The following is a 25,390-nucleotide window of genomic DNA, read 5'->3' as shown; positions in this document are numbered from 1 at the left end:
CCCGGGCGGTCCCTGCGGGCCGGGCGGCCCCTGCGGTTCCTGTGCGACGGGCCGCGCGAGCCGGCGCGTACGGGGGCGAGCCGCCCCGAGGACGCGGGGCGAGAGCGGTCGCCCGGGGGTGTGGGGCGAGGGCGGTCTCCCGGGGGTGTGGGGCGAGAGCGGTCTTCCCGGGGTGCGGGGCGTGACCGGCTCCCCGAGGACGCCGGGTGTGACCGGTCGCCCGGGGGTGTGGGTGGAGGCCGGCCCTCGGCGGGTGGGTGGGGCGGACCGGAACCGGGTGGGCCGGGCGGGTCGGCGCCCGGCGCACGAGCGGGGAAAGGCCCCGTCGAGCGCGACCCCTTTCTCGACAACGCCAAGTTCCTGCTGATCGTGCTCGTCGTCATCGGCCACACCTGGCCCATGGGGCTCGTCGAGGGCTCCCGCACCGTGAAGGCCGCCTACCTGTGGATCGCCTCGTTCCACATGCCCGCCTTCATCCTGCTCAGCGGTTACCTCTCGCGCGGCTTCACCGGACGGCCCGACCAGGTACGCAGACTGCTCGCCGGCGTACTCGCGCCCTACCTCGTCTTCGAGGTGCTCTACAGCGCCGTGGAGGCCACCGTCTGGCACAAGCCCTACCGGCTCACGCTGACCGAACCCACCTTCGTGTGCTGGTTCCTGGCCGCGCTCTTCGTCTGGCGGCTGACCGCACCGGTGTGGCGCGTCGTGCCCTGGCCCGTACCCGTCGCCGCGCTGGTCTCGCTGGCCGCGGGCACCTCCACCCTGGGCGACGATCTGGCGCTGCCCCGGGTGTTGATGTTCCTGCCCTGGTTCGTGCTCGGGCTGCATCTGGAACCCGCACACCTCGCACGTCTGCGCGTCAACGGCTGGGTGCGCTGGTGCGCCCCCGCGGTACTCACGGCCGGCGCCGTGGCGGCGTACGGGCTCGCTCCCCGTACCGATGTGCACTGGCTGTGGATGAGCTACGGCCAGGCCGACCTCGGCGTGGCCACGACGCCCTACCTGCTCGTGCGACTGGCCCTCTTCGCGGTGACCGCCTCGATGACCGCCGCCTTCCTCGCCCTGGTACCCCGGCGCACGCTGTGGCTGACCGCGCTGGGCGCCGTCACCCTGTACCCGTACCTGCTGCACGGGCTGCTGGCCACCGCCGCGCACGCCTACGGCTGGGACGCGCCGCTGCGCCCGCTGGGCCCTCTCGGCGCCGCTCTGCTGACGGCGCTGGGCGCCGCCGTCGCCGTCCTGCTGTCGACCGCGCCCGTACGGTGGCTCGCGCGGCCCCTCGTCGAACCGCCACTGCCGGGCGTCACCCGCCGCCCCCGGGCGAGGACCCACTCGGAGAGCGGGCCGGCGAGTGGCCCGGCGACCGGTGCGGCGACTGGTGCGGTGACCGCGCTCGGCGGTCCTGGGGCGGGCGAGTTGGAGAAGCCCGGCGGCTTCGGGGCGGGAACGGCGGAAGAGCCCGCCGGCCCCGGGGCGGGCGCGGTGGACGGGCCGAGCGGCCTGGGCGCCGCCGGTGAGGCGCGGGGTCAGGGCGAGCCGAACGAGCCGAGTGAGCCGAGCGAGCCGAGGACGGCGTGATGGCCTGGGACCCTTTCACCGACACCTACGCGACCCACGGTTACGCGGTGGGCGGCGCCGCCCCCTGGGCCTCCCCACCCGGTGCCCCGCACCCCACGCGGGGCAGCGGGCTTCCCCCGGCGACGGAGCGACCACCTGCGACGGGACGCGACGCCGCGACGGGGCACCCATCCGCGGCGGGACGCCATGCCGCAACGGGGAGCGCACCTGCGACGGGATGCGAGGCCGCGACGGGGCACTCGCCCGAAGCGGGACGCGGGGCCGCGACGCCCGGCGCCGGAACGGCCGCCGCCGGGATGGGCGTGACCGCGACGACCGGGCCCGGTACGGGGCCCGTAACCGCTGGGCTCCGAACGGCCGGGGCCGCAACCGTCGGGACCACGACCGCCGGGCCCGATATCGCAACGGCAGAGGCCGGAATGGCCAGGCCCCGAACGGCCGGGGTCGGAACGACCGGGTCCCGCCCCTCCGGGGGCGGGGCCCCCGGCGCCGCGCCCTACCCGCCGAGCGCCCGCACAGCCCCGGCGGCCCCGCCGGTCCCCGCTCCCTCCCCCTCGTCCGCCCCGCGCCGGCGGCCCCGCGCCCGCGTGCTCGACGGTCCGCGCTCGCGGACCCGCACACACGCCGGCACGGCAACCGGCACGGCAACCGGCACGGCGGCGGCAGCCGGGATGGCCGCGGGAGCCGGGACGGCCGCGGGGGCCCGGCCCCGGGCCAGGGCCCAGGCACTGGGTCCGGCCCCCGCTCCGCCCACGGGGGCGACGCGCGCGGCGACGGGAGGAGCACGGCTGCGGCGCGCGGTCCGGGCACCGCAGCAGCGGCGCCCGGACCGCGGCCCGGCGCGGCGGTACGGCGGGCGGGACCCGTTCATGGACAACGCGAAGTTCCTCCTGGTCGTTCTGGTGGTGCTGGCGCACAACTGGGCGCCCGTCGCCGACGGGATGCGCGGCGCCAAGGCGGCCTGGCTGCTGGTGTACGCCTTCCACCTGCCCGCCCTCTCCCTGCTGAGCGGCTACCTCTCGCGCGGCTTCACCGGGCGCCCGGACCAGGTGCAAAGGCTGCTGACGCACGTCCTGGTGCCCTATCTCGCCTTCGAGGCGGCGTACGCGGGGTGGGACACGCTTGTGTGGGACCGGCCCTTCGCCGTCACCCTGACGCGGCCGTCCTTCGTGTGCTGGTTCCTCGCGGCGTTGCTCGTGTGGCGGCTGACCGCGCCGCTGTGGCACGCGGTGCGCTGGCCCGTCGCGCTGGCCGCGCTCGTCTCCGTCGGCACCGGATTCCTGCACCTGGGCGGCGAACCGGCCCTGCCGCGGCTGCTGATGTACTGGCCGTGGTTCGTCCTCGGTCTGCGGCTGCGCCCCGCGCACCTGCGTCTGGTGGGGGGCCGGGTGGCGCGGCTGTGTGCGCTGCCCGTGGTGGCGGCCGCCGTGGCGGGAGCCTGGTGGGCGGCGCCCAGGGTGAGCCGCGGCTGGCTGCTGATGGAGGCGACCAGCGAGGAGTTGGGGCTGTCCCCGCTGAGGTACGTGTGTGTGCGGCTGGCGCTCTTCGGTGCGGGCGCCGTTCTCGTCGCCGCCTTCCTGGCCCTCGTCTCGCAGCGGGTGACCAGGTTCTCCGCGCTGGGGGCGTGCGCGCTCTACCCGTTCCTGCTGCACGGGCTGGTGATCGAGGCGGTCGAGAGGGCGGGCGGCTACCGGCTCGTCCTCGGCTGGGGCCTGCCGGCCGTGGCGGGGACGACGGTGCTGGCCGTCGGGCTCGCCGTGCTGTTGAGCACGCCCCAGGTGCGGAGCTGTCTGTGGCCGTTCGTCGAGCCGCCGTTCCCCGGGTGGCTGCGGTCCCGTGACCGCTCCGGCGGCGACCCGGCGGACCCGCACCGGCCCGAGGGCGTCGCGAGCGTCGCGGGTGTCAACGGCGTCAACGGCGTCGCGGGCGTCAAAGGCGTCAGCGGCGTCAGCGGCGTCGCGGGCGGGGCGTTCGCGCACGGCCCAGGGCAGGGCGTGAACCGTGCCCGTCAGGGCGGTTCCCCAGCCGCGCGGAACGGTCGCTGAACGCCGGGTGGCCCGCGGGCGGCGGCGCGCGGAAGCTCTGCCGATGTGCGGCTTGGGGGCGTGCGCCGGCGCGGTCCTGCCCCCTATACAGGGCCTCGGCCCCCTCGAACGCCCCCGTCCGCAGAGGAGACCCGCCCCCATGACCACCACAGCCGCGTCCACGCCCGGCCGGACGCCGTCCGCCACCGACCCGGGCGGCCAGGCGCAGGAACTGCCCGCACCGCGCTCCTTCGAGGAGGTGCCCGGCTGGTTCTACCGCACGGATCTCATCCTCTTCGACTGGTTCCTGCGCCGTCAGCGGGAACTGCGACACCGTGGCGACCTGCTGGAGATGGGCGCCTACATGGGCAAGAGCGCCGTTCTCCTGCGGGCCTACCTCGACGCCCCGCACGAGAGGTTCACCGTCTGCGACCTGTTCGACTCCGAGGCGCCGGACGCCGCCAACGGGCGCGAGATGCGCGGCTCCTACGCGACCCTCACCCGGCGCGCGTTCGAGGCCAACTACGGCTCCTTCTGGGACGACCTGCCGCACATCCTCCAGGCGCCCACCACCGTGGTGCCGCGCGAGGTGGAGGACGGCAGCTGCCGCTTCGTGCACGTGGACGCCTCGCACCTGTACGAGCACGTGTACGGCGACATCGCGGCCGCCCGGGACGCCCTCGGGCCCGGGGGCATCGTCGTCCTCGACGACTACCGCTCGGACCACACGCCGGGTGTCGCCTGCGCCACCTGGCAGGCCGTACTGGAGAGCGGGCTACGGCCCGTGTGCGTCTCCAGCCACAAGTTCTACGGCACGTGGGGCGACGCCGAGCCGTGGCAGGACGCGCTGCACGCCGCGCTGCGGGAGCGGGGCAGGTGCTGGTTGCAGTGGCAGGAGGTGGCGGGCCGGCGGATGCTGCTGGTCGGTGCGCGGAAGTCCGACGCGCCGCCGGTGCCCGTCTCGCGGCACGCGCCGGCGCCGGACGCCGCCGCCGCGCGGGCGCCGCGCACCCGCGCCGCCCGCCGCCTCGCCGTCGACCTCCTGCCCCCCGTGGTGACCCGCGCCCTCGTCCGCGCCCGCGACACCCGCCGCCCGGCACGCTGACGACGGCGCCCTCCAGCGCCTCTAGCCCCGCCGGCACAGGGCGCGTTCGGCCTCCACCGGGTCGGCGGGGACGCGCATGCGGGTGCGGTCCCAGGCGCCGGTGAGGTTGTCCCAGAAGCGCGCGGGGCTCATCGCCTCGCGGGTCGAGGCCAGCAGTTCGGGGAGCGGTCCGCAGGTCAAGGCGTGCCGTGCGGCGCGTACGTCACCCGAGTCGACGCCCGGGACGCTGGTGCCGGGCGCGGTCACGTCCGCGACGATCCAGGCCCGGTCGATCGGCTTCTCGTGCCCCGCCTTCTTGTGGCTGACGGGTTCGGTGTGGGCGCCGAGCGGGTTGGCCAGTCCGAGGATGTCGATGACGAAGCCGTCCAGCGGGAGTACCGCTCCGGCGTGCCCCAGCCGGGCCTCGGCGGCGGCGACCGGCGCCCGCACGTGGGGCGCGAGGGGGACGACGGGGTATCCCTTGTCGTAGGGCAGCCGCAGCACCAGCCCGTGGTTCCCGTTCTCGATGGTGCGCCGTGCGGCCGTGGTGAAGGCGCGCGGGGTCGTGGTGTGGGCGAGCTGGCCGACCGGGTGCCGGTCGCCGAGGATGTGCTGGTAGACGGTGTGGGAGTCGAAGACGATGCGCGGGTCGTCGGGGCTCTCGATGGGGGGCCGCAGCGCCAGCGCGCACACCAGCCCCCACACTCCGACCGCCCCGGCCAGCGCCGCCGTCGTCCGCCCGTACGGCAGCAGGAAGACCGGCAGGAGCACCAGGAACAGCGCGGGCAGCACCATGCGGCCGTGCATGAAGTCGCCGCCGATCTTGACGACGAAGAACGCCGACAGCAGCCCGGCGACGACCGGCGCCCCCACCAGCGCCGCGTCCGCCACGTGCCCCCCGCAGGGACGCCGGGTGCCGTCCGGCCCGTGGACGCCGTCCGGCTCGTGGAGGCCGGCCGGCCCGTGGAGGCCGTCCGGTGCCTGGGCGTCGTCCGGTGTGGGGGCGTCGCCCGGCCGCCGTCCGAGGGCGCGGCGGACCGCCGCGTGCAGCGCGTACGCGGTGAGCAGTCCCAGCGGCACCCACAGCGCGTAGGTGTTCACCGTGTTGAGCAGGTAGTCCCAGCCGAACCGCCACTCGGTTCCCGAGGCCTCCTTGGCGATGGCGGGCAGGGGGACGAGTACCCCGTAGTAGCCCGCGCGGAAGACCTCGTAGGCGACGGGGAGCGCCACGGCGGCGCCCGCCCAGCCGAGGGTCGTGCGCCACCCGGGACGCCACATCAGCCACAGCGCCACCAGGAACAGCCCGCTCACCAGCGCCAGGTCGGGCCGCACCAGGGGGCCGAGCCCCAGCGCGAACGCCGTCGCGGGCAGTGCCGGGCCGCCGCCCTCCACCCGCGCCCGCAGTACCCGCGCGTGGACCAGCAGCCACCAGCATCCGCCCAGGTAGGCGAACGAGAGGCCCGTCTCAAGGCCCGAGGTCGCGTAGTCCCAGGTCGCGCACAGCGGCAGCAGCAGCACGACACCGACGGGGAGCAGCGCCCCCGCAGGGCGGGTGAGACGGATCATGCGGCGGGTGCCGTCGAGCGCGAGGAGGTAGCCGACGACAGTCAGCAGCAGCCCCAGCGCCACGGCCAGCCGCAGCGGATCGTCCACGCCCGGCACGGCGCTGCCAGCGGCGAGCAACCACTGCCACAGCGTTCCGGTCGACGTCTCGGCGCGCTCCGCGACGTTGAAGACGGGGCCGTTGCCCGCGAGGATCTGGCGCACGGCGCGGGTGTAGATCAGCGCGTCGTCGTTGGTCCAGCGGTGCCGGTACCCCATGACCAGCACCGTGGCCCCGCAGGCGGCCACGGCCAGCGCGTTCCACCGCTGGGCCAGGGTGCCGGGCAGGCTGAAGGACCGCGGCTCCCCGGTCGGTTGGGGGACGGGAATCTCATCGGATCGGGCCATGACGCCACCATCGCTCCGGGCCCGTGGGCCCCCTCGCGCACGGCGCGCCGCACGGGGCCCACTCACCCGGTCGGCGGACGGGCCGCCCCGGGCGGTCGACGGTACCCGCGCGGCGCGGCGCGCCGGGCACCGCGTCCGCACGGGTGCCGCCATCCTCGCCCCAGCGGGCCGTCGGCCGGCCTCCCGGCCACCGACGGTCCGGCGCGGCACCCGCGGCCCGCCACGCCACACCCCGCCACGCGGAGCCGGTCACACAGCACCGGTCACACAGCACCGGTCACGCAGCACCGATCACGCAGCACCGGTCACGCAGCACCGGTCACACAGCACCGATCACGCGGACCCCGCCCACACAGAGAGCGAGCCCTCATGGACATCACCGACACGAGCACTGTGACCACCACTGCGGCGAGCACCGTTTCGGGCGAGGGCTCGTGCGGTTCCTTCCGGGCGATGCCGGGCGCGCAGGTCGCCGACGACGCCGCCGTGGGCGCGGGCACGACCGTGTGGGAGCTGGCGCAGGTGCGGGAGGGAGCCGTGGTCGGTACGGAGTGCGTCATCGGGCGGGGCGCCTACGTCGGTGCGGGCGTCAGGATCGGCGCGCGGTGCAAGGTGCAAAACCACGCGCTGCTCTACGAGCCGGCCGAGCTGGCCGACGGCGTCTTCGTCGGGCCCGCCGTGGTGCTCACCAACGACCGTGCGCCGCGCGCCGTGGACCCGGACGGGACGCTCAAGCGGGCGGGCGACTGGCACGCGGTCGGCGTCACCGTCGCCGAGGGCGCGTCGCTGGGGGCGCGCGCGGTGTGCGTGGCTCCGGTGCGGATCGGCCGCTGGGCGATGGTGGCGGCGGGTGCCGTGGTGACGTCCGACGTACCGGACTTCGCACTCGTGGTGGGGGTGCCGGCGCGCCGGATCGGCTGGGTGGGCAGAGCGGGCGTGCGGCTGCGTGCCGTGCCGGACCGCCCCGGCGTGTGGGAGTGCACGGCGACGGGCGAACGGTACGAGGAGCGCGCGGCGGACGGTGCGGAGGGCGTGGTGGGCGCGGCCGTGACGCTGCGTGAGTCCGGCCCCGCGGGGCGCTCCGCAGGGTGAACCGTGGGCCTGTGCCCGAGGTCCAGGATGAGCCCGTGATTAGGCGGTCCGGGTGATTTGTAGGCCTATAGTGCAAGAGCGCGGCCGGATGTGGGTCCACATAGGGCGAATCTGCCGGGGAACCGGAGGGGCACATCCGCCATGCAAGGGCTGCGAAAAGACATGAATCCGGCTGCCGGGCCCGCGTCGGCGCCGACGACGGCATCGACGACAGACCCGGCGTCGGCGCACGCGACGACCGCCGGCGACCCCGGCGGCCCCGGCGCGTCCACCGACGCCCGCCCGGCGCCCGCCACCCATGAGGCGCCCGCCGGCCACGACGCGCCCGCCGGCCACGACGCGCCCACCGGCCACGACGCGCCCACCGGCCACGACGCGCCCACCGGCCACGACGCGCCCGCCGCGCACGACGCGCCCGCCCTGCGGGAGGCGCTCGCCGCCGAGCCCGTGGTGGCGGGCTCCGCGAGGCCGGACACGCACGTCGCCGGATCCGTGGATTCCGGCGCGGTCGGCGGGGTTCTGGCGCCGCCGACCGCTTCCGCTGCGCCTCTCGTGGCCTCGTCCACGATTCCGGCGGCCAAGCCGGTGATCGGGGACGAGGAGGTGGCCGCCGCCGTGCGGGTGCTGCGGGACGGCCGGGTGGTGCAGGGCCCCGAGGTCGCCGCGTTCGAGCAGGAGTTCGCGGCGCTGGTCGAGGGCCGTCCGTGCATCGCGGTGAACTCGGGCACCTCGGCGCTGCATCTGGCGTTGCTGGCGCTGGGAATCGGGCCGGGCGACGAGGTGGTCGTGCCCTCGTTCTCGTTCGCGGCGACCGCCAACGCGGTGCGGCTGGCCGGTGCCGAGCCGGTCTTCGCCGAGGTCGACCCGGACACCTTCTGCCTGGACCCGGACGCGGCCGCCGAGGCCGTGGGCCCGCGCACGGCGGCACTGATGCCCGTACACCTGTACGGGCATCCGGCGCCGATGGGCAGGCTGACCCAGCTCGCGCAGCGGCACGGGCTCGCTCTGATCGAGGACGCCTGCCAGGCGCACGCGGCGCAGCTGCACGGCCGCCCCGTGGGGACATTCGGGGACGCGGCGTGCTTCAGCTTCTACCCGACGAAGAACATGCACACCCTGGAGGGCGGTCTGGTCGTCGTCCCCGACGAGGAGCGCGCCCGTACGCTGCGGCTGCTGCGCAACCAGGGCATGGAGCAGCGGTACGAGAACGAGATCGTCGGCGCCAACATGCGGATGACCGACGTGGCCGCCGCCATCGGCCGCGTCCAGCTCGAACGGCTGGCGGAGTGGACGCAGCAGCGGCGCCGCAACGCGCGGGTGCTGGATCTGGGGCTTGAGACCGGTCTGGTCGCCCCGCGGGTCGCGGACGGCGCCCGGCACGTCTACCACCAATACACGGTGCGCGTGCGCGGCGGCGCGGCCGTGCGGGACGCGGTGCAGGCCCGGTTGCGTGCGGAGGGCGTCGGCTGCGCCGTCTACTATCCGACGCCCATCCACCGGCTGAAGCCGTACGCGCACGTGGGCGCCGAACTGTCGGTCACCGACCGGGCGGCGGCCGAGGTGCTGTCCCTGCCCGTGCACCCCTCGCTCACCCCGGGCGACCTGGACCAGATCGTGGCGGCCGCCAACCGTGCGGTCGCCGAGGTGGGAGGGGCCCGATGACCGGATCGAGAGCGAAGCCGGCGCCCACGGCGCCGCGCGCGAACGCCCCGAAGACGGCCGACGCACCCAGGGCCGCCGACACCGCGGACCCGGCGGCCCAGGCGCCCGCACGCGCGGACGCTCCGGCGGCGGAGCGGGCCGCCGACGGGCGCCGCCGCCCCGGCACGCTGCGCGCCGGGCTCATCGGTCTGGGCGCGATGGGCCGCAACCACGCGCGGATCCTCTCGTCCCTGGAGGGCGTCGAGTTCGTCGGCGCCGTCGACCCTGCGGGCGATCCGCACGGCAGTCTGCGCGGGCTGCTCGGCGCGCAGGGCGTGCCGGTGCTGCCCGAGGTGGCCGACCTGCTGGCGCTGGGCGTCGACTACGCGGTGATCGCCTGCCCGACCGGCCTGCACGAGGAGGTCGGCCTCCAGCTGGCGGCGCACGGGGTGTGTGCGCTCATCGAGAAGCCGCTGGCCCACACGGCGCAGGCAGCCCGCCGGCTCGTGCGCGCGTTCGAGGAGCGGGGGCTGGTCGCGGGTGTCGGCCACGTCGAGCGGTTCAACCCGGCGCTCCAGCAGCTGCGCTCCCGGCTGGAGGCCGGGGAACTGGGGGAGGTCTTCCAGGTCGTCACCCGGCGCCAGGGCCCTTTCCCGCACCGCATCGCGGATGTCGGTGTGGTCAAGGATCTGGCCACCCACGACATCGATCTCACGAGCTGGATCACGGGAGCGGCGTACGCGTCGCTGTCGGCCCGCACGGTCTCCAAGAGCGGGCGGGAGCACGAGGACATGGTCGCGGTCGTCGGCTCCCTGGTGGACGGGACGATGGTCTCGCACCTGGTGAACTGGCTCAGTCCGCTCAAGGAGCGCTTCACGGCCGTCACCGGGGAGCGGGGGTGTTTCGTCGCGGACACCCTGACCGCCGATCTGACGTTCCACGCCAACGGCGCCGTCGCCACCGAGTGGGAGGCCCTGCGTGCCTTCCGCGGTGTGGCGGAGGGCGACACCGTGCGCTTCGCGTTCCCCAAGCGGGAGCCGCTGGCCGTCGAGCACGAGCGGTTCCGCGACGCGGTGCGGGCGGGGCAGGCGGCGGAGGGCTGCGGCATCGTCACCATACGGGAGGGCCTGCGGACGGTGGAGGTGTCGGCGGCCGTGCTGGAGTCGGCGCGCGGCACCAGCGACCTGGCCGTACCGCACGGCGCGTCGGACCCGGGCGGTGCGGGCGGCCCGGACGCCCAAACAGGCGCGGGCGGCGCTGGTCAGGAGGCGGGTGCCACCGGGGAGACGGCCCCGGCGTTCCGCACCCGGGAAGCGGACCAGGCCCCGGCGGAGCGCGGCGCGTCCGCCCACCGGAGCGCGCACGTCGCGGAGCGCACGGCATGAGGCGGCCACGCGGGAGGATCCGCCGCCGCGCCACGCTCACCGGCACCACCCCCGAGGCGCCCGGCGCGGCCGAGGCGCGGTTCGGCGAGGACGAGGAGGCACCGGGACCCGGCGCGGGACCGGCGCCCGCACCGGAGGGCGCGGGCCCCGAAGGCCAGGCGGCGGCCGGCCCGGCGGCGGCCGGCGGCCGTACCGGGGACGGCCGTCCCCGGGGCAGGCCGCGGCTCGCCGTCATCGTCGGCAACTCCATCGCCGGGGACTCGCGGGTGCAGAAGACCGCGATCGCCGCGGCGCGCGCGGGCTGGGACGTGACGCTGGTCGGCCGCAGCCCCTCCAAACGGCGTGAGGAGTCCGTGCTCGGGCCTGTCCGGGTCGTCAAGGTGCCGGTGTCCACGCACATGCGGGCCGTGGTGAACGCCGAGCGGCGCCGCCCCCACCTGCGCGCCCACGTCACCCAGTTCGGGCTGCCGGACGACGGCGCCTGGGTGCGGGCCCGCTCCGCGCACGCGGCGTGGGTGCGCGAGCAGACGGCCCGCGTCGGCTGGCTGGCGGGATCAGCGCCGAGGCCCGCGACGAGACCCGCGTCGAGGCTCGCGTCGAGACCGGGCGCCGCGGTGGCCAGGGAGGCGCTCAAGGGCTGGGTGCGGCTGCGCCGGTACGCGCACAAGGGGCGAGGCCGTGTCTACCAGTGGGAGCGCAGGATGGCCGCGGGCCCGCCGCGGCCGACCGGAGACTGGCGCCGGGACTGGCCCGAACTCCTCGACCTCGACCTGGCGTTCGGCCCGGTCATCGAGGAGCTCGCGCCCGACGTCGTGCACGCCAACGACATCACCATGATCGCCGTGGGCGCCCGCAGCGTCGCCCGGCTCCGCGCCCGCGGGCACCGCACCGCCTGGCTCTACGACGCCCACGAGTACGTACGCGGCGTCGAGTGGCCCGACGCGGTGCGCGCCTCCGCGTTCCCCGGCGTGGAGAAGGAGTTCATCTCCCGCGCGGACGCGGTGGTGACCGTCTCGGGCGAGCTGGCGGGCATCCTGCGCGAGGCGTACGGGCTGCCCCAGACGCCGCACGTCGTCGCCAACGCGCCGGTGCGCGAGGCCGTCAGCGCCCACACCGACGAGTGCGTCTCCGTCCGCGACGCCTGCGGGCTCGGGCCCGACGTGCCGCTGCTCGTCTACGCCGGGTGGATCGGGCCCGAGCGCGGCCTGGACACCGCCGTCGAGGGTCTGCCGGCGCTGCCGCACGCCCACCTCGCGCTCGTCGTGGGGCCCAAGCCGAACGCGACCCTCCAGGCGCTGCTGGCCCGCGCGGAGGAGCTGGGCGTACGGGAGCGCGTGCACGTCGTCCCCTACGTGCCGCAGGAACAGGTGCCCGACTACCTCTCCTCCGCCGACCTCGGCCTGATCTGCTTCCGGCACGTGCCCAACTGCGAGATCTCCCTGCCCACCAAGGCCGCCGAGTACCTGCACGCGGGGCTGCCGCTGATCACCAGCGGGGTGCGTACGCTGCGCAACTTCGTGGAGCGCACCGGCGTCGGCGAGGTGTTCGTCACCGAGGACGTCCCCTCCTTCGCCACCGCCGTCCAGCGCGGCCTGTCCCGGCGCGGCACGCTGGTCGGCAAGATCACCGAACCGCTGCTGCGGGAACTGTCCTGGGAGCAGCAGTCGGCCGGGCTGCTCGCCCTCTACGAGCGGCTGGCGGGGTCCGAGGCGGCCGCCAGGCTCGCCCCCCGCGGCCTGTCGTGGTCGGTGTCCGAACAGCCGGGCCTCGGCGCCCCCGGGCGGCCGCGCCCGCTGGAGACCACCCCGCCCGACGGGGCGCCGCCCGGCTGGCGGGCGCTGGGCACCACGCCCGTACGGCTCGGCCTGGGCTGCGCCAACTCCGCCGGGCAGCTGGCCGGCTTCGCCCGCGCGCTGTGCGAGCGGCGCCAGGACCTGTCCGCCGAGGTCGTGATGCACACCCACGACCAGAGCGTCATCTACCCGGCCGACATCTACGCGATCGGCGAGCGCACCGGCGACCTGGGCTTCCAACTGGACAGGGCACGCCGCGTGCTCGGCTCCTACACCCACTACCTCGCCGACTCCTTCACCCCGGCCCTGGGCAGGCTCAACGGCGGCCACATCTGCGACGACCTGCCGTCGCTGGCCGCCGCCGGGATCAAGGTGGCGCTGCTGGCGCACGGCAGCGACGTCCGCGACCCCGAACGGCACATGAGCCGCTACGAGCACTCCCTCTTCCACGCGGCGGACGAGGCGATCCTGGCGGCCCTGGTGAAGAAGAGCGCACGGAACCGGCGGCTGGCGGCGCGCAGCGGGCTGCCGCAGTTCGTGACCACCCCCGACCTGCTGGACGAACTGCCGGGGTCCCGCTGGGCGCCCCTGGTGGTGGACGTGGACGGCTGGGCGAGCGAGCGGCCCGCCCTGGAACGCGCCAGGCCCGTGGTGGTGCACGCGCCCTCCAAGCGCTGGACCAAGGGCACCGAGCGGGTGGTCCCGGTCCTGGAGGAGCTGGACCGGCGCGGCCTGATCGAGTTCCGCATGGCCACGGGGGTGCCGTGGCTCCAGGTGCAGGAGCTGGTCAAGGAGGCGGACATCGTCGTGGACCAGTTCGCGGTCGGCACCTACGGCACCTTCGCCTGCGAGGGCATGGCGGCGGGCCGGCCCGTGATCGCCTTCCTGGACGAGCGGCTGCACCGTTCCGTCGGCATCCGCCCGCCCATCGTCAACGCCACCCCCGCCACGCTCCGCACCGCGGTCGAGTCCCTGGTCGAGGACCGCGACTCCGCCCGCCGTACGGCACAGGAGTCGGTGGAGTACGTGCGCACCTACCACGACGGCGGCTACACCGCCGACGTGCTGGACGGCTTCCTGCGCTGAGCCGGTCGGCCGCCGGGCCGCTGAGCCGGTCGGCCGCCGGGCCGCTGAGCAGGTGGACCGCAGGGCCGCTGAGCGCCCGGCCGGTCCTGGACGACAACCGAGAGGCGAGCCCGTGGAGTTCGACAGCCGCACCCCGCACGCGGGGCAGCCCACCGGACGGCGGCGCGGCCGCGTCGTGATGCTGGTGTGCAACGGGGTGAGGGGAGACTCGCGGGTGCAGAAGGCGGCCCGCTCGGCCGCCGAGGCGGGCTGGGACGTCACGCTGCTGGGCCGCTCACCCGACGGGCGCCCCGCCTCCTGGCGCCTCGGCGAGGCCCGGGTGCGGCTGCTGCCCGTCCCCACCCCGCTGGCACACCCGCCGCGCGCGAGCCGCCGCCCGCTGCTGACCGGACCGCTGGCCTACCGTCCCGGCACCGCCGGCTACCGCGTCCAGCGCGCCAAGGCACGCCGCGACGAACTGCGCACCCGCCGCGCCGCCCTGGCGCTCGGACCCGCGACGCCCCTCGCCAGGGGCCGCCGCACCGCGCGGCTCGCCCTCCCGCGCCTCGCGGCCCGGCTGGCCCAGCACTGGGCAGGACTCCGCAAGCGCCAGCTCGAGCGGGGGCAGGCCAGGCGCGGCACGGGCACCCTCGCGGAACGGGCCGCCGTCGCACTGTGGCAGCGCACCCTGAAGGAGCGGTGCTGGCGCAGGCTGTGGCCGAGCCTCTACGACTTCGAGCTGGCGTACGGCAGGGCCGTCGACGAGCTGCGGCCCGAGATCGTCCACGCCCACGACTTCCGGATGCTCGGTGTCGGCGCCCGCGCCAAGATCCGCGCGGCGGCCCGGGGCGAGACGGTGAAACTGATCTGGGACGCCCACGAGTTCCTGCCGGGCGTGCGGCCCTGGACCGACGACGTGCGCTGGCTGCCCGCCCACGTGGCGCACGAGAGGGAGTACGCGCCCCACGCGGACGCCGCCGTCACCGTCTCCGCCACCCTCGCCGGACTGCTGCGCCGCACCCACCACCTGGCCGAGGACCCGCACGTCGTCCTCAACGCGCCCGAGACGCCCGCCACCCGGCCCGTCAGGACCGGCGGGGTACCGGGGCTGCGCGCCCAGTGCGGCATCGGCCCCGACACGCCGCTGGTCGTCTACAGCGGCGCCGCCGCCCCGCAGCGCGGCCTGGACACCATGGTCGACGCGCTGCCCGGGCTGCCCGGCGTGCACACCGCGCTGATCGTGCCCAAGCCCGCCGCCGGATACCTGGGGCAACTGCGCGCACGGGCGGCCCGGCTGGGGGTGGCCGAGCGGCTGCACGTGCTGCCGTATGTGGACTGCGACCAGGTCGTCCCCTTCCTCACCGAGGCGGACGCCGGGGCGATCCCGCTGCACCACTGGCCGAACCACGAGATCGCGCTGATCACCAAGTTCTTCGAGTACGCGCACGCCCGGCTGCCGCTGGTGGTCAGCGACGTGGAGACGATGGCCGCCACCACCCGGGCGGCGGGGATCGGCGAGGTCTTCACCGCCGAGGACACCGACGGGTACGCCCGCGCGGTGCACGCCGTCCTCGCCGACCCGGAACGCTACCGCGCCCCCTACGGGCGCCCCGGGCTGCTGGACGCGTGGACCTGGGAGGCACAGGCGCGCACCCTCGACCGGATCTACACCGGCCTGATGCGCGAGAGCGCGCTGCCGCAGGAGACCGCGCTGCCGCACGAGTCCGCGCGCACGGATCCTGAGGCCCGGCGTGGACGCGCCCGCCGCGGGCGGGAGGCCCGGCGCGACCCCGCGGCCCGACGCGGCCCGGCGGCCCGGAGCGAGCCGGCGGGCACGGAGCGGGCACCAAGCCCAACACAACGCTGAAGGAGACGGGAATGCGGATCTGTGTGGTGGCGCTCGGGAAGATCGGGCTGCCCCTGGCCGTGCAGTTCGCGGCGAAGGGACACCGGGTGACCGGCGCGGACACCGACGCGCGCGTGGTCGAGCACGTCAACGCGGGCCGGGAGCCCTTCCCCGGCGAGGAGGGCCTGGCCGAACGGCTGGCCGAGGCGGTCGGCGCGGGCACGCTGCGCGCCACCACGGACACCACGGAGGCCGTCGCCGAGGCGGAGGCCGTCGTCGTGGTCGTCCCCCTGTTCGTCGACGACCGGGGCACCCCCGACTTCCGCGCCATGGACGCCGCCACCCGTGCCGTCGCCGCCGGGCTGCGCCCCGGCGCCCTCGTCAGCTACGAGACCACCCTCCCGGTCGGCACCACCCGCGACCGCTGGGCGCCGCTGCTCCAGGAGGGCTCAGGGCTGCTGCCCGAGCGGGACTTCTCCCTCGTCTTCTCGCCCGAACGGGTCCTCACCGGGCGGGTCTTCGCCGACCTGCGCCGCTACCCCAAACTGGTCGGCGGCATCGGGCCCGCCTCCGCCAAGGACGGCGTGCGCTTCTACGAGTCCGTGCTCGACTTCGACCCGCGCACCGACCTCTCCCGGCCCAACGGGGTGTGGGACCTGGGCAGCGCCGAGGCCGCCGAGCTGGCCAAGCTGGCCGAGACCACCTACAGGGACGTCAACATCGCGCTGGCCAACCAGTTCGCCAGGTTCGCCGACCGGGCAGGCGTCGACGCCGAGGCCGTCATCGACGCCTGCAACACCCAGCCCTACAGCCACATCCACCGCCCCGGCATCGCCGTCGGCGGCCACTGCATCCCCGTCTACCCGCGCATGTACCTGTGGAACGATCCGGGCGCCGAGGTGGTCGACGCCGCCCGCAGGACCAACGAGGCCATGCCGGCCCACGCCGTCGACCTGCTCGCCGACGCCTACGGTGACCTGGAAGGGGCCGAGGTCGTCGTCCTCGGGGCCGCCTACCGCGGCGGGGTGAAGGAGACCGCGTTCTCCGGCGTCTTCCCCACCGTCGCCGCGCTGCGCGCACGCGGGGCCCGCGCCTACGTCTCCGACCCGATGTTCGCGCCGCACGAACTGGCCGACATGGGGCTGCGCCCGCACACCGGGCAGCCCGTCACCGCCGCCGTCGTCCAGGCCGACCACCCCGCCTACCGCACCCTGGCCGCCGACCACCTTCCGTCGGTCCGCGTCCTGGTGGACGGGCGGCGCGTCACCGACCCCGCGCTGTGGGCCGGGGTGCGGCGCGTGGTGATCGGCGACGGAGCCGGACGCGGGGGCAGACGCTCCGCGGGGCGCCCGGCGGTGCGCGCGTGAACACCGGGCCCGGCGCGGGCGGCGCGGCAGACGCGGCCGGACAGCCCGACGTCAGCGTCGTCATCGCCGTCTACAACACGATGCCCTACCTCACCCGCTGCCTCGACTCGCTCGTCGGACAGTCGATCGGGCAGCGGCGGATGCAGGTCGTCGCCGTCGACGACGGGTCAACCGACGGCAGCAGCGAGGAGATCCGGCGCTACGCCGCCCTCCACCCCCGGCTGTTCACCACCGTGCGGCAGCCCAACTCCGGCGGCCCCGCCGCGCCCAGCAACCGCGGCCTGGAGCTGGCCACAGGGCGCTACGTCTTCTTCCTCGGCGCCGACGACCACCTGGCGCCCGAGGCACTGGAGCGCATGGTCACCATGGCCGACAACTGCCGCTCCGACGTACTGCTGTGCAAGATGGTGCCGATCGGTGAACGTACCGTCCCCAGCGGCGTGTTCACCCGCACGGCCCCCGTCATCCGGCTGGTCGGCGACGGGCTGCCCTGGGCGCTGTCCAACACCAAACTGTTCCGGCGCGCCCTCATCGACGAGCACCGCATCCGCTACGACGAGACGATGCCCGCCTTCAGCGACCAGCCGTTCGTGCTGGAGGCCTGCGTCCGCGCGGCCCGCATCTCGGTACTGGCCGACCAGGCGCACTACTTCGCCGTGCGCCGCGCCGACTCCGGCAACATCACCTACCACACGGGCCCCGAGACGCGCCTGCGCTGCGCCGAGCGCCTCTTCCAGGCGACCTGCCGCTTCCTGGGCCCGGGACCGCTGCGCGACGCCTTCCACAAGCGCCACTTCCACGTCGAGGTCTGCCAGCTGTTCGGCCCCGAATTCCCCGAACTGCCGCCTGGCGTACGGAAAGCGGTGTGCACCGGTGCCGCCCGGCTCATCGGCACCTACGGCGACGGCGTCGTGGAGCGGCTCGACGCCCGACGCCGCCGCGTCCTGGAGCTGGCGTGGCGCGGCGACACCGACGCGGTCTGCGACCACCTCGCCGCCCACGACTGTGGACCCGCCTCCGCGGTGCGCCTCTCCCCCCTGAGCCGCACCCCACTGGGCCGGTGGCTGAGAGCCCCGAGCGCGGAACCCCGTGCGACCCGCCCCTGAGCAACCGGCTGCGCACGTGGGCGGTCGATGGCACCTGGGAGAAGGTGTTCACCGCGCTGCTAACGCAGGCCGACACCGAGGGTGACGGGGACTGGGCCGTCGCGGTCGATTCCCGGGCCGGGCTCTTTGGCCCGAAGGGGAAAGGAGCGTCAGCGGGTCGACGAAGCCCGCCGTATCGCGGAACCGTGCATGCCGCAGCGGAGTATTACGATCACAGTGAGCGTCGGACGCTTACCAGGAATGCTCATGCTTTTGAACAGAAGGCCCCCTGGAGGCACAGGTGGACAGCGGCACCGTGATCGCGGGCAGATACGCGTTGGTCGAGCGGCTTGGCCGGGGAGGTATGGGCGAGGTCTGGGCGGCCCGCGACACGGAGTTGCACCGCGATGTCGCCGTCAAGCTTCTGCACCCCGACGACAACGCCATGCCCGAGCTCCTCAACCGCTTCGAGCGCGAAGCGGTGGCCGCGGCCCAGATCAACCACCGCCACATCGTCACCCTGTACGACCGTGGCACTCATGACGACACCCGCTTCCTCGTCATGGAATACGTCGAGGGAACCAGTCTCGCCGAGCATCTGCGCACCCACAGTCCGCTGCCCCACGATCGCGCCCTGGAGATCGCCGAGCAGGTATGCGCCGCTCTGGTCGCTGCTCACGCGGCGCACGTCGTCCATTACGACATCAAGCCCTCGAACGTCATGCTCACGCTTGATGGCAGTGTCAAGGTCGTCGACTTCGGCATCGCCGGCTTCATCCACACGCACACCTTCACCGTCGCCCCGACCACACTGCTCTCTCCCGTTGGCACAGCACAGTACGGGGCGCCGGAACAGTTCCTCGACCAGCGCGGTGACGCACGCTCCGACCTCTACGCCCTGGGCAGCGTCCTCTTCGTACTCCTCACCGGACAGCCACCGTTCGGCGACGGGAGCCCACTGTCGGTGATCCGCCGCAAACTTGACGAAGACCCCCGCAGGGTGACGGAGCTGCGCCCCGATGTCCCCGCACCCGTCGCGGACCTGTTGGCGGGGCTGCTCCATCGCGACCCCGCTCTTCGTCCCGCCACCGCCGCCGCCGTCCACCAGCGGCTTACCCGCCTGCGCCGGAATCTGGATGCCGGCGAGACCGACGCGGCCGGTTCGGAGGCGGAGACGGAGCCTGTACAACCACCGACAGTGCCCCGCACCGCCGTCGCCACAGCTCCAACCCCCGAGCCGGGGTCGGCCGTTACCCGGGAAACCCGGACGGCCACCGACGAGCCCGAGGGCACACCACCGGCACGACGTGGACCGCTCGGCTCTCGAGGGGCCCAGCTCGGGATGATCGCGTTGCTGTGCCTTGGCATGGTCGCCGGTATCGGCTATTTCACTGGGGTCCTGGGCCACGACCAGGGCCAGGAAGACGAACCCGACGCCAAAGCCACCGAGGCCGTCGAGAGATACCTGCGGATGCCGGACCTCTGCGACTACCTGAGGCGCAACGACATGCACGGCCGCACGGAACTCGGCGCCTCCGACCTGATCGACTACGCCAACACCAGCAAGGAGGCCAACTGCGGCTGGAAGAACGCGGACGGATCCACGTACGAGTTCCATCTGACCATCAGTGCGGAGTTGCTCAGCACCAAGGAGGACGCGGCGAACGACATGGCCAAACTTCAACTCGGCCGCTCTGAGTACGGGCCGATGACGACGAGCAGGGTCGGTGTCTATGATCGCGTCGCCGATGAGGAGATACAAACAATTTGGGACGAGAAAACCGAGAATGGGAAAAAGAAGAGCTCTACCAGCGTGAACTTCCGGCGTGACAACCTCCGAGTCACGGTCCATTGGAGCGCTTCGGTCCCCGATCACCAAGACGGGCAATCCGAAGAGACCACCTCATATGCCCATCAAACGGCTGCGAGGCTCGACGGATTTCTCGAGGACGAGCCACAGAACAAGGAAAAGCCCATCTGGGGCTGACCGCCCGGATACACACTGCAAGACCTGCGTGAAAAAGGCCAGGCAACGTGTCCACGCGGATCCCACGCCACGCCAGCGGCTCCTCTCAGGAATCAGCCATCAGGCTTGGTAGGTCAAACGCCGGGCCCGAGCTCGCGCCGCAGTTCGCAGATGCGGTGTTCTCGACGTCCGCAGCACCTCCCGAGGCTCTCACTCAGGTCGGCGCCGCCCTTGCCGAGCACATCGACCGCACCGCTGAACGCCGCGCCGTGATCGCCTCCAGTCCGGAGCTTCAGGAGCGGGAGCGCACCAAGCTCGCTGGGGTCACGAGCGCGATCCAGGACGCACTCCTGCAACGGGGCGCCGACGACGACAGCGCGAAACTGGTGGCGCAGATCGCCACCATCGCCTCCCAAAGCGCCCTCGACCGCTGGGCTGAGGGGTACGGCGAGAAGGACTTCGCGACCTGCCTCCACGCAGTCGCCGTGTCGCTCCGGGACGTGCCGGCCGAAGGCATCGGCAGCAGCCGCTTCGAGTGAGCACTCCGCCACCTGCTGCGTGGGTGAGATCCGGGGTGACGCGCAGGGCGGCCGAGATCCGGCCCATGGCCGCGGTGTCGACGCTGCCCAGGAACTGGTTCAGGGAGCCGGGGCCGGAGGCTGGTCGAGGTCGTCGGAGGTGGGCCAGGGGGTGGTGCCCAGGCCCCAGGTCGTCAGATCGGGGTCGGGGGCGACGGCGGCTTCGGCCTCCTCGGGGCTGGGGGCGACGGGGCGTTCCGGCAGCGGAAGGACCGCGGGGAGGGCGGCGGGGTCCTCGCCCAGCAGGGCCGACCTGACCACGCGTTCGGCGGCGTGGCCGTCGTCCCACGGGCAGAAACGCTCCCGGAAGGCGGCCCGCAGGGCGCGGGCCTCGGGGCCGCGCCAGGTGCCGCTGCGCAGGACGGCGATCAGCTCCTCCTCGGTGCGGGTGACGGGCCCCGGGGTCTCGCCGGGGCGGCCCGAGAGCAGGTCGAAGTAGACGCCGCGCGCGTCGCGGTAGCTCTCCCAGTCGGGGGCGTGGATCACCAGGGGGCGGTCGAGGTTGGCGTAGTCGAACATCAGGGACGAGTAGTCGGTGATCAGCGCGTCGGCCGCCAGGCACAGGTCCTCGGTGGAGGGATGCCGGGAGACGTCCCGCACCAGGCCGCGGGCGTGCAGTTCGCGCAGCACGCTGTCGCGCCCGTAGTAGTAGTGGGTGCGCACCAGCAGCACGTACTCCTCGCCCAGTCCGGCGCTGAGCCGCTCCAGGTCGAGACGGGGCACGAAGCCCTTGCGGTAGTCGCGTGCGGTGGGCGCGTACAGCAGGGCGACGCGGCCGCGCGGGATGCCCAGGCGGGCGCGGATGCCGGCGACCTCCTCGGCGGTGGCGGCGGCGTAGCGGTCGTTGCGGGGGTAGCCGGCGGGCAGGTCCTCGTGTGCGCAGGGGTAGACGCGGTCCCACACCTCGGCCGAGTGCGGGTTGGAGGTGACGCTGACATCCCAGCGGTCGGCGCGGCTCAGCAGCTTGCGGAAGCTCATCTGGGCCGCGGCCGGGTAGGGCTGCTGGTCGAGACCCATGGTCTTGAGCGGGGTCCCGTGGTGGGTCATCACATGGATCTGGCCGGGGCGTTTGACCAGGTGATCGGGGAAGTTGACGTTGTTGACGAAGTACTTCGCCCGCGCCAGCGTCCGCCAGTAGCGCGGGGATCCCGGCACGACGTGGTCGGCTGACGGGGGCAGGGTGGCGACGGCGTCGGGTTTGACGATCCACACGTTGCGCAGGTGCGGGGCCAGCTGCCTCGCCCGCTGTTCGACGGCCGCCGGGTTGCAGGCGGCGCCGCGGTACCAGTAGGCGGCGTAGACGGCCAGGTCGTCCTGGAGGGGGAGCCTGCGCTGGAGGGCGTAGTAGAGGCGGTGGCAGCGCCCGGCGAGCCTGCGGCGTGCCGCGCGGGCACCCCGCCACGTGTGGCCTTTGGCGCGGCGCGCGGTCTCGCGGGCCGCGAAGAGCGGGTAGGCGCCGTGGGCCAGCAGCCAGAAGTCGCGGGCGGCGCGGCGGGGCGGGGCGAAGCCGGGCGGCTGGTGGGCGCGGTAGTGCCGGGCCGCGTGGCGGAAGTAGGCGCGGCGGTCGGCGGGGCGCACGCGCTCCCTGCGGCGCAGGCAGAACACCAGGTGCGAGACCATCCGCTCGAACAGCAGCCGCCGGTGGGCCTCCAGGTGGGGCCTGCGGTCCAGGAAGGCGAACATCGAGGCGTACTGGGGGAATATGTCGAAGTGCCCGCGGCCGGGGGAGCGGGTGATGGCGCCGCGGTGCCGCTGCCGGTAGTCGACGCAGACGCGCGGCAGGCAGCCGATGGTGCGGGCGCACACCATCGCCTCGTTCGAGACGGGCGCGTCCTCGTAGAGTCCGGGTGCGAAGCTGAGCTCTTCCTCTTCGTAGAACGCGCGGCGGTAGGCCTTGTTCCAGGCGACGTGGAAGAGCGTGAGCAGGTCGGGGTTCTCGGCCGCCGAGAAGGTCTGGGTGCCGGTGGCGGCCAACTGCCTGCCGAACGAGCTGGGTTCCCGGCGGCCCCACCAGTAGGAGCGCTGATGGTCGAAGACCAGCACGTCGGGGCCGCGGCAGGCGGTGAGCTGCGCGTCGATGGCCTCCAGCGCGCCGGGCAGGTAGCTGTCGTCGCTGTCGAGGAAGAGCAGGTACTCCCCCTCGGCGTGGGCGACGCCGGCGTTGCGGGCCCGTCCGAGGCCGACGTTCTCGCGCAGGTGCAGCACGCGTACGCGCGGGTCGCGCGCCCCGTACTCGTCGAGGATGCTGCCGCTGTGGTCGGGTGAGCGGTCGTCGACGGCTATGAGCTCCAGGTCGGTGAAGGACTGTTCGAGCACCGAGTCGAGGCACTCGCGCAGGTATCCCTGGACCTTGAACACCGGTACGACGACGCTGAAGCGGACCATGACCACCAGTCCTTCTCTGCGAGGGGTGCGGGAGAGCCGGGCGGGTTCTCGGGGACGGGCGCGCCGGAAGGGGGACCACCGGACGCGGAGGCGGGGTGGCGCTCGCGGAGCGGCACCACGGGCGGATGCGCCGCGGGCACGGTGGCGGCGCGGGAGGATGCGGCACCACCGGGTCGCCTCGGGTCGCCCTCGCCCAGAAAGACGTGGCGGACGACGCGTTCGGCGGCGTGGCCGTCGTCCCAGGGGCAGAAGCGCGCCCGGAAGGCGGCGCGCCGCTGCCGGGCGCGCTCGGTGGCGTGGGCGCCGGTGGCCAGCAGGTCGATCAGCTCGTCGTCGCCCCGGACCACGGGGCCCGGCGCCAGCGCCGTGATGTCGAAGTAGGTGCCGCGTGCGTCGCGGTAGGCCTCCCAGTCGGGGGCGTGGATGACCAGGGGCCGGTCGAGTACCGCGTAGTCGAACATCAGGGACGAGTAGTCGGTGACCAGCACGTCGGAGGCCAGGCACAGCTCTTCGACCGACGGGTGCCCGGTCACGTCGATCAGCCCGCCGGGCGGCTCACACGGCGGCCGCTGCCCGGCGTGGAAGTAGTGGGCGCGCGCCAGCACCACGAAGGAGGGGCCGAGCGCGGCCGTCAGCCGCGCCACGTCCAGCCACGGCTGCCGCCCGCGCCGGTAGTCGCGGTGTGTGGGCGCGTACAGCACGGCCGTCGCGCCCTCCGGCACCCCGAGGCCGGCGCGCAGGCGTGCCACCTCGGCGGCGGTCACCCGCTGGAAGCGGTCGTTGCGCGGGTAGCCGAACTCCAGCGTCGTGTACGACGACGGGTAGGCGCGCTCCCACACCCGGGTGGAGTGCGGGTTGGCGGAGAGGCTGAAGTCCCAGCGGTCGGTGTGGGCCAGCAGCCGCTCGAAGTCCATCCCGGCGGCGGCGGCCGGATACGGCATCAGGTCCAGGCCCATGTGTTTGAGCGGGGTGCCGTGGTGGGTCTGCAGCAGGGTCTGGCCGTCGCGTTTGACGAAGCTGTGCGGGAGGTTGACGTTGCTGACGAGGTGGCGGGCGCGGGCCAGCGCCCTCCAGTACGCGGCAGTGCCCGGCGTCAGGCGCCGCACGCCGGGCGGGAGTGTGTGCGCGTACTCGGGGCCGCATATCCACGCCGTGCGGATGCCGGGCACCATCTGGCGGGCCTTGGCCTCGATGGCCGCCGGGTTGCACGCGTAGCCGCGGTTCCAGTACGCGGAGAAGACCGCGAGGTCGCCCTCGATCGGGCGGCGGCGCTGGAGGGCGTAGTACGCGCGCAGGAGCGCCTTGCGTGCCGTCGTGCGCAGCCGGCGGAGCGGGGCGGGGGCGGCGCGGCGGGCCCGGTCGGCGAGACAGAGCAGCCGCAGGAGGCGGTGCGCCCCGCCGCGCACCAGCCGGCGGCGCAGCCGTGCGCGCGCCGGCTGCCGGCCCTCGCCGTGCCCGGGCGCGGGCCCGTATGTGCGGCAGTACGCTCGCGCCCGCTTCAGGAACTCGGCGCGGGCCGTGCGGGGCAGCCTGCCGGGGCTCCGGTGGATGACGGCGAAGTGGTCGGTCATCCGCCGGTGCAGTGCGGGCCGCCAGCGCGCCAGCTCGGGCCGCGCGTCCAGGAGGGTGAAGAGCCGGTCGTACTGCGCGAAGACGTCGAAGTGCCGGCGGGTCGTGGTCGTCAGGATGCTGCCGCCGCGCCGCTGCCGGTAGTGCACGCACACCCGGTCGAGCGTGGCGAGGGTGCGGGCGGTCAGCAGCGCGTGGAACGACCAGGGGGTGTCCTCGTAGGTGCCGGGCGGGAAGGTGAGTTGTTCGCGGTGGAGGAAGTCCCGCCGGTAGGCCTTGTTCCAGGCGAACGCGGGGAGGCGCAGCAGTTCGGGCCGGTCCGCGAGGTTGCCGACGGCGGGGCCGGCGTGCGGCGCGAGCAGTTCGGGGTGGGCGGCGCGGATCGGCCGGTCGTCCCAGTACACGGGGGCGTGGTCGAACACCAGAACGTCCGGGTCGCCGGTTGCCGACAGCCGCTCCGCGAGGGCGCGCAGCGTGCCAGGAGCCATCGTGTCGTCGCTGTCGAGGTAGAGCACGTAGTCGCCGCACGCCCGCGCGGTACCGCTGTTGCGGGCGGGGCCGAGCCCGGCGTTCTGCGCCAGATGGATGACGCGCACGCGCGGGTCCGCGGCGCCGTAGGCGTCGAGGATCTCCCCGCAGGCGTCGGGCGAGTGGTCGTCGACGGCGATCAGTTCGAAGTCGCCGAAGCACTGGCCGAGCACGGAGTCGAGGCACTCGTGCAGATACGCCTGCACCTGGTGGACGGGGACGATCACACTGAATCGAGGCACGGCTGGTTCCCCGGTATCGACGTGACGGCTGGGACGGCTGGGACGGCTGTCGCGGGTGGCTGTGTCGGACGCACAGGCCAATAGTCCGATTTATCCCACACGACGCCGCGCGTCACATCCCGGCGCCGCTCCGGACACGCCCCGGAGCCGTTCCGGAGACGACCGCCGTACCTTCCGCGGGGCTCCGCCGGTCATGCCGCACCCCCGGGCTC

Annotated in this window: 15 protein-coding genes; 12 read left to right on the top strand and 3 right to left on the bottom strand. The window is 74.4% G+C overall.

What is annotated here, in order from left to right:
- Positions 1-228 precede the first annotated feature (228 nt).
- The 3 genes from MMF93_RS13085 (at position 229) to MMF93_RS13075 (ending at position 4,707) form a co-directional block, all read left to right on the top strand.
- Complete coding sequence (locus tag MMF93_RS13085) at positions 229-1,578, top strand: acyltransferase family protein (RefSeq protein ID WP_242751477.1); 1,350 nt, start codon at positions 229-231, stop codon at positions 1,576-1,578.
- Positions 1,579-2,447: 869 nt separating this feature from the next.
- On the top strand, positions 2,448-3,623 hold the full coding sequence (locus MMF93_RS13080) for an acyltransferase family protein (RefSeq protein WP_242757892.1): 1,176 nt from the start codon (positions 2,448-2,450) through the stop codon (positions 3,621-3,623).
- A 139-nt stretch (positions 3,624-3,762) separates the two neighbouring features.
- A complete protein-coding gene (locus tag MMF93_RS13075; protein WP_242751476.1) occupies positions 3,763-4,707 on the top strand; it encodes a class I SAM-dependent methyltransferase in 945 nt (314 codons plus the stop codon).
- A gap of 21 nt (positions 4,708-4,728) precedes the next feature.
- On the opposite strand, the gene MMF93_RS13070 is transcribed toward MMF93_RS13075, so the two are convergent.
- Positions 4,729-6,636: an arabinofuranosyltransferase AftB family protein gene (locus tag MMF93_RS13070; protein WP_242751475.1), complete on the bottom strand. Its 1,908-nt coding sequence runs from the start codon at positions 6,634-6,636 to the stop codon at positions 4,729-4,731.
- A gap of 453 nt (positions 6,637-7,089) precedes the next feature.
- Here MMF93_RS13070 and MMF93_RS13065 point away from each other — a divergent pair, with 453 nt between their 5' ends.
- From MMF93_RS13065 to MMF93_RS13025, 9 genes are all read left to right on the top strand, one after another.
- Positions 7,090-7,728, top strand: coding sequence for an acyltransferase (locus MMF93_RS13065; RefSeq protein WP_242757525.1), 639 nt, complete (start codon positions 7,090-7,092; stop codon positions 7,726-7,728).
- A 519-nt stretch (positions 7,729-8,247) separates the two neighbouring features.
- The gene (locus tag MMF93_RS13060; RefSeq protein WP_423835598.1) at positions 8,248-9,390 is read left to right on the top strand and encodes a DegT/DnrJ/EryC1/StrS family aminotransferase; all 1,143 of its coding nucleotides are present in this window, start codon (positions 8,248-8,250) and stop codon (positions 9,388-9,390) included.
- Positions 9,387-10,754: a Gfo/Idh/MocA family protein gene (locus tag MMF93_RS13055; RefSeq protein ID WP_274709455.1), complete on the top strand. Its 1,368-nt coding sequence runs from the start codon at positions 9,387-9,389 to the stop codon at positions 10,752-10,754. Before MMF93_RS13060 ends, MMF93_RS13055 begins: the two co-directional genes overlap by 4 nt.
- A complete protein-coding gene (locus MMF93_RS13050; RefSeq protein ID WP_242751474.1) occupies positions 10,751-13,633 on the top strand; it encodes a glycosyltransferase in 2,883 nt (960 codons plus the stop codon). The genes MMF93_RS13055 and MMF93_RS13050 overlap by 4 nt, the downstream gene beginning before the upstream one ends.
- Positions 13,634-13,745: 112 nt before the next feature.
- Positions 13,746-15,479, top strand: coding sequence for a glycosyltransferase family 4 protein (locus MMF93_RS13045; protein WP_242751473.1), 1,734 nt, complete (start codon positions 13,746-13,748; stop codon positions 15,477-15,479).
- A gap of 11 nt (positions 15,480-15,490) precedes the next feature.
- Positions 15,491-16,825, top strand: a complete 1,335-nt coding sequence (locus MMF93_RS13040; protein ID WP_242751472.1) for a nucleotide sugar dehydrogenase — start codon at positions 15,491-15,493, stop codon at positions 16,823-16,825.
- Positions 16,822-17,931, top strand: a complete 1,110-nt coding sequence (locus MMF93_RS13035; protein ID WP_242751471.1) for a glycosyltransferase family 2 protein — start codon at positions 16,822-16,824, stop codon at positions 17,929-17,931. The genes MMF93_RS13040 and MMF93_RS13035 overlap by 4 nt, the downstream gene beginning before the upstream one ends.
- Positions 17,932-18,211: 280 nt before the next feature.
- On the top strand, positions 18,212-19,897 hold the full coding sequence (locus tag MMF93_RS13030) for a serine/threonine protein kinase (RefSeq protein WP_242751470.1): 1,686 nt from the start codon (positions 18,212-18,214) through the stop codon (positions 19,895-19,897).
- Between the two features lie 47 nt (positions 19,898-19,944).
- Positions 19,945-20,415 carry an acyl-CoA-like ligand-binding transcription factor gene (locus MMF93_RS13025; RefSeq protein WP_242751469.1) on the top strand — a complete coding sequence of 157 codons (471 nt, stop codon included), beginning with the start codon at positions 19,945-19,947 and terminating at the stop codon, positions 20,413-20,415.
- 99 nt (positions 20,416-20,514) lie between these two features.
- Here the strand turns inward: MMF93_RS13025 and MMF93_RS13020 are convergent, their stop codons facing one another.
- Both MMF93_RS13020 and MMF93_RS13015 read right to left on the bottom strand, forming a co-directional pair.
- Complete coding sequence (locus tag MMF93_RS13020) at positions 20,515-22,839, bottom strand: bifunctional glycosyltransferase/CDP-glycerol:glycerophosphate glycerophosphotransferase (protein ID WP_242751468.1); 2,325 nt, start codon at positions 22,837-22,839, stop codon at positions 20,515-20,517.
- Positions 22,734-25,178: a bifunctional glycosyltransferase/CDP-glycerol:glycerophosphate glycerophosphotransferase gene (locus tag MMF93_RS13015; RefSeq protein WP_242751467.1), complete on the bottom strand. Its 2,445-nt coding sequence runs from the start codon at positions 25,176-25,178 to the stop codon at positions 22,734-22,736. The genes MMF93_RS13020 and MMF93_RS13015 overlap by 106 nt, the downstream gene beginning before the upstream one ends.
- Between the last annotated feature and the right edge of the window lie 212 nt (positions 25,179-25,390).

It is taken from the genome of Streptomyces tubbatahanensis, assembly GCF_022699385.1.
GTDB classification, from domain to species: Bacteria; Actinomycetota; Actinomycetes; order Streptomycetales; family Streptomycetaceae; genus Streptomyces; species Streptomyces diacarni.
This window is presented reverse-complemented; position numbering and strand designations above follow the sequence as displayed.

Coding starts and splice junctions, on each gene's coding strand:
- MMF93_RS13075 (WP_242751476.1), top strand. CDS start 3,763: ATGACCACCACAGCCGCGTCCACGCCCGGCCGGACGCCGTCCGCCACC.
- MMF93_RS13080 (WP_242757892.1), top strand. CDS start 2,448: ATGGACAACGCGAAGTTCCTCCTGGTCGTTCTGGTGGTGCTGGCGCAC.
- MMF93_RS13040 (WP_242751472.1), top strand. CDS start 15,491: ATGCGGATCTGTGTGGTGGCGCTCGGGAAGATCGGGCTGCCCCTGGCC.
- MMF93_RS13055 (WP_274709455.1), top strand. CDS start 9,387: ATGACCGGATCGAGAGCGAAGCCGGCGCCCACGGCGCCGCGCGCGAAC.
- MMF93_RS13065 (WP_242757525.1), top strand. CDS start 7,090: ATGCCGGGCGCGCAGGTCGCCGACGACGCCGCCGTGGGCGCGGGCACG.
- MMF93_RS13050 (WP_242751474.1), top strand. CDS start 10,751: ATGAGGCGGCCACGCGGGAGGATCCGCCGCCGCGCCACGCTCACCGGC.
- MMF93_RS13070 (WP_242751475.1), bottom strand. CDS start 6,636: ATGGCCCGATCCGATGAGATTCCCGTCCCCCAACCGACCGGGGAGCCG.
- MMF93_RS13020 (WP_242751468.1), bottom strand. CDS start 22,839: ATGGTCCGCTTCAGCGTCGTCGTACCGGTGTTCAAGGTCCAGGGATAC.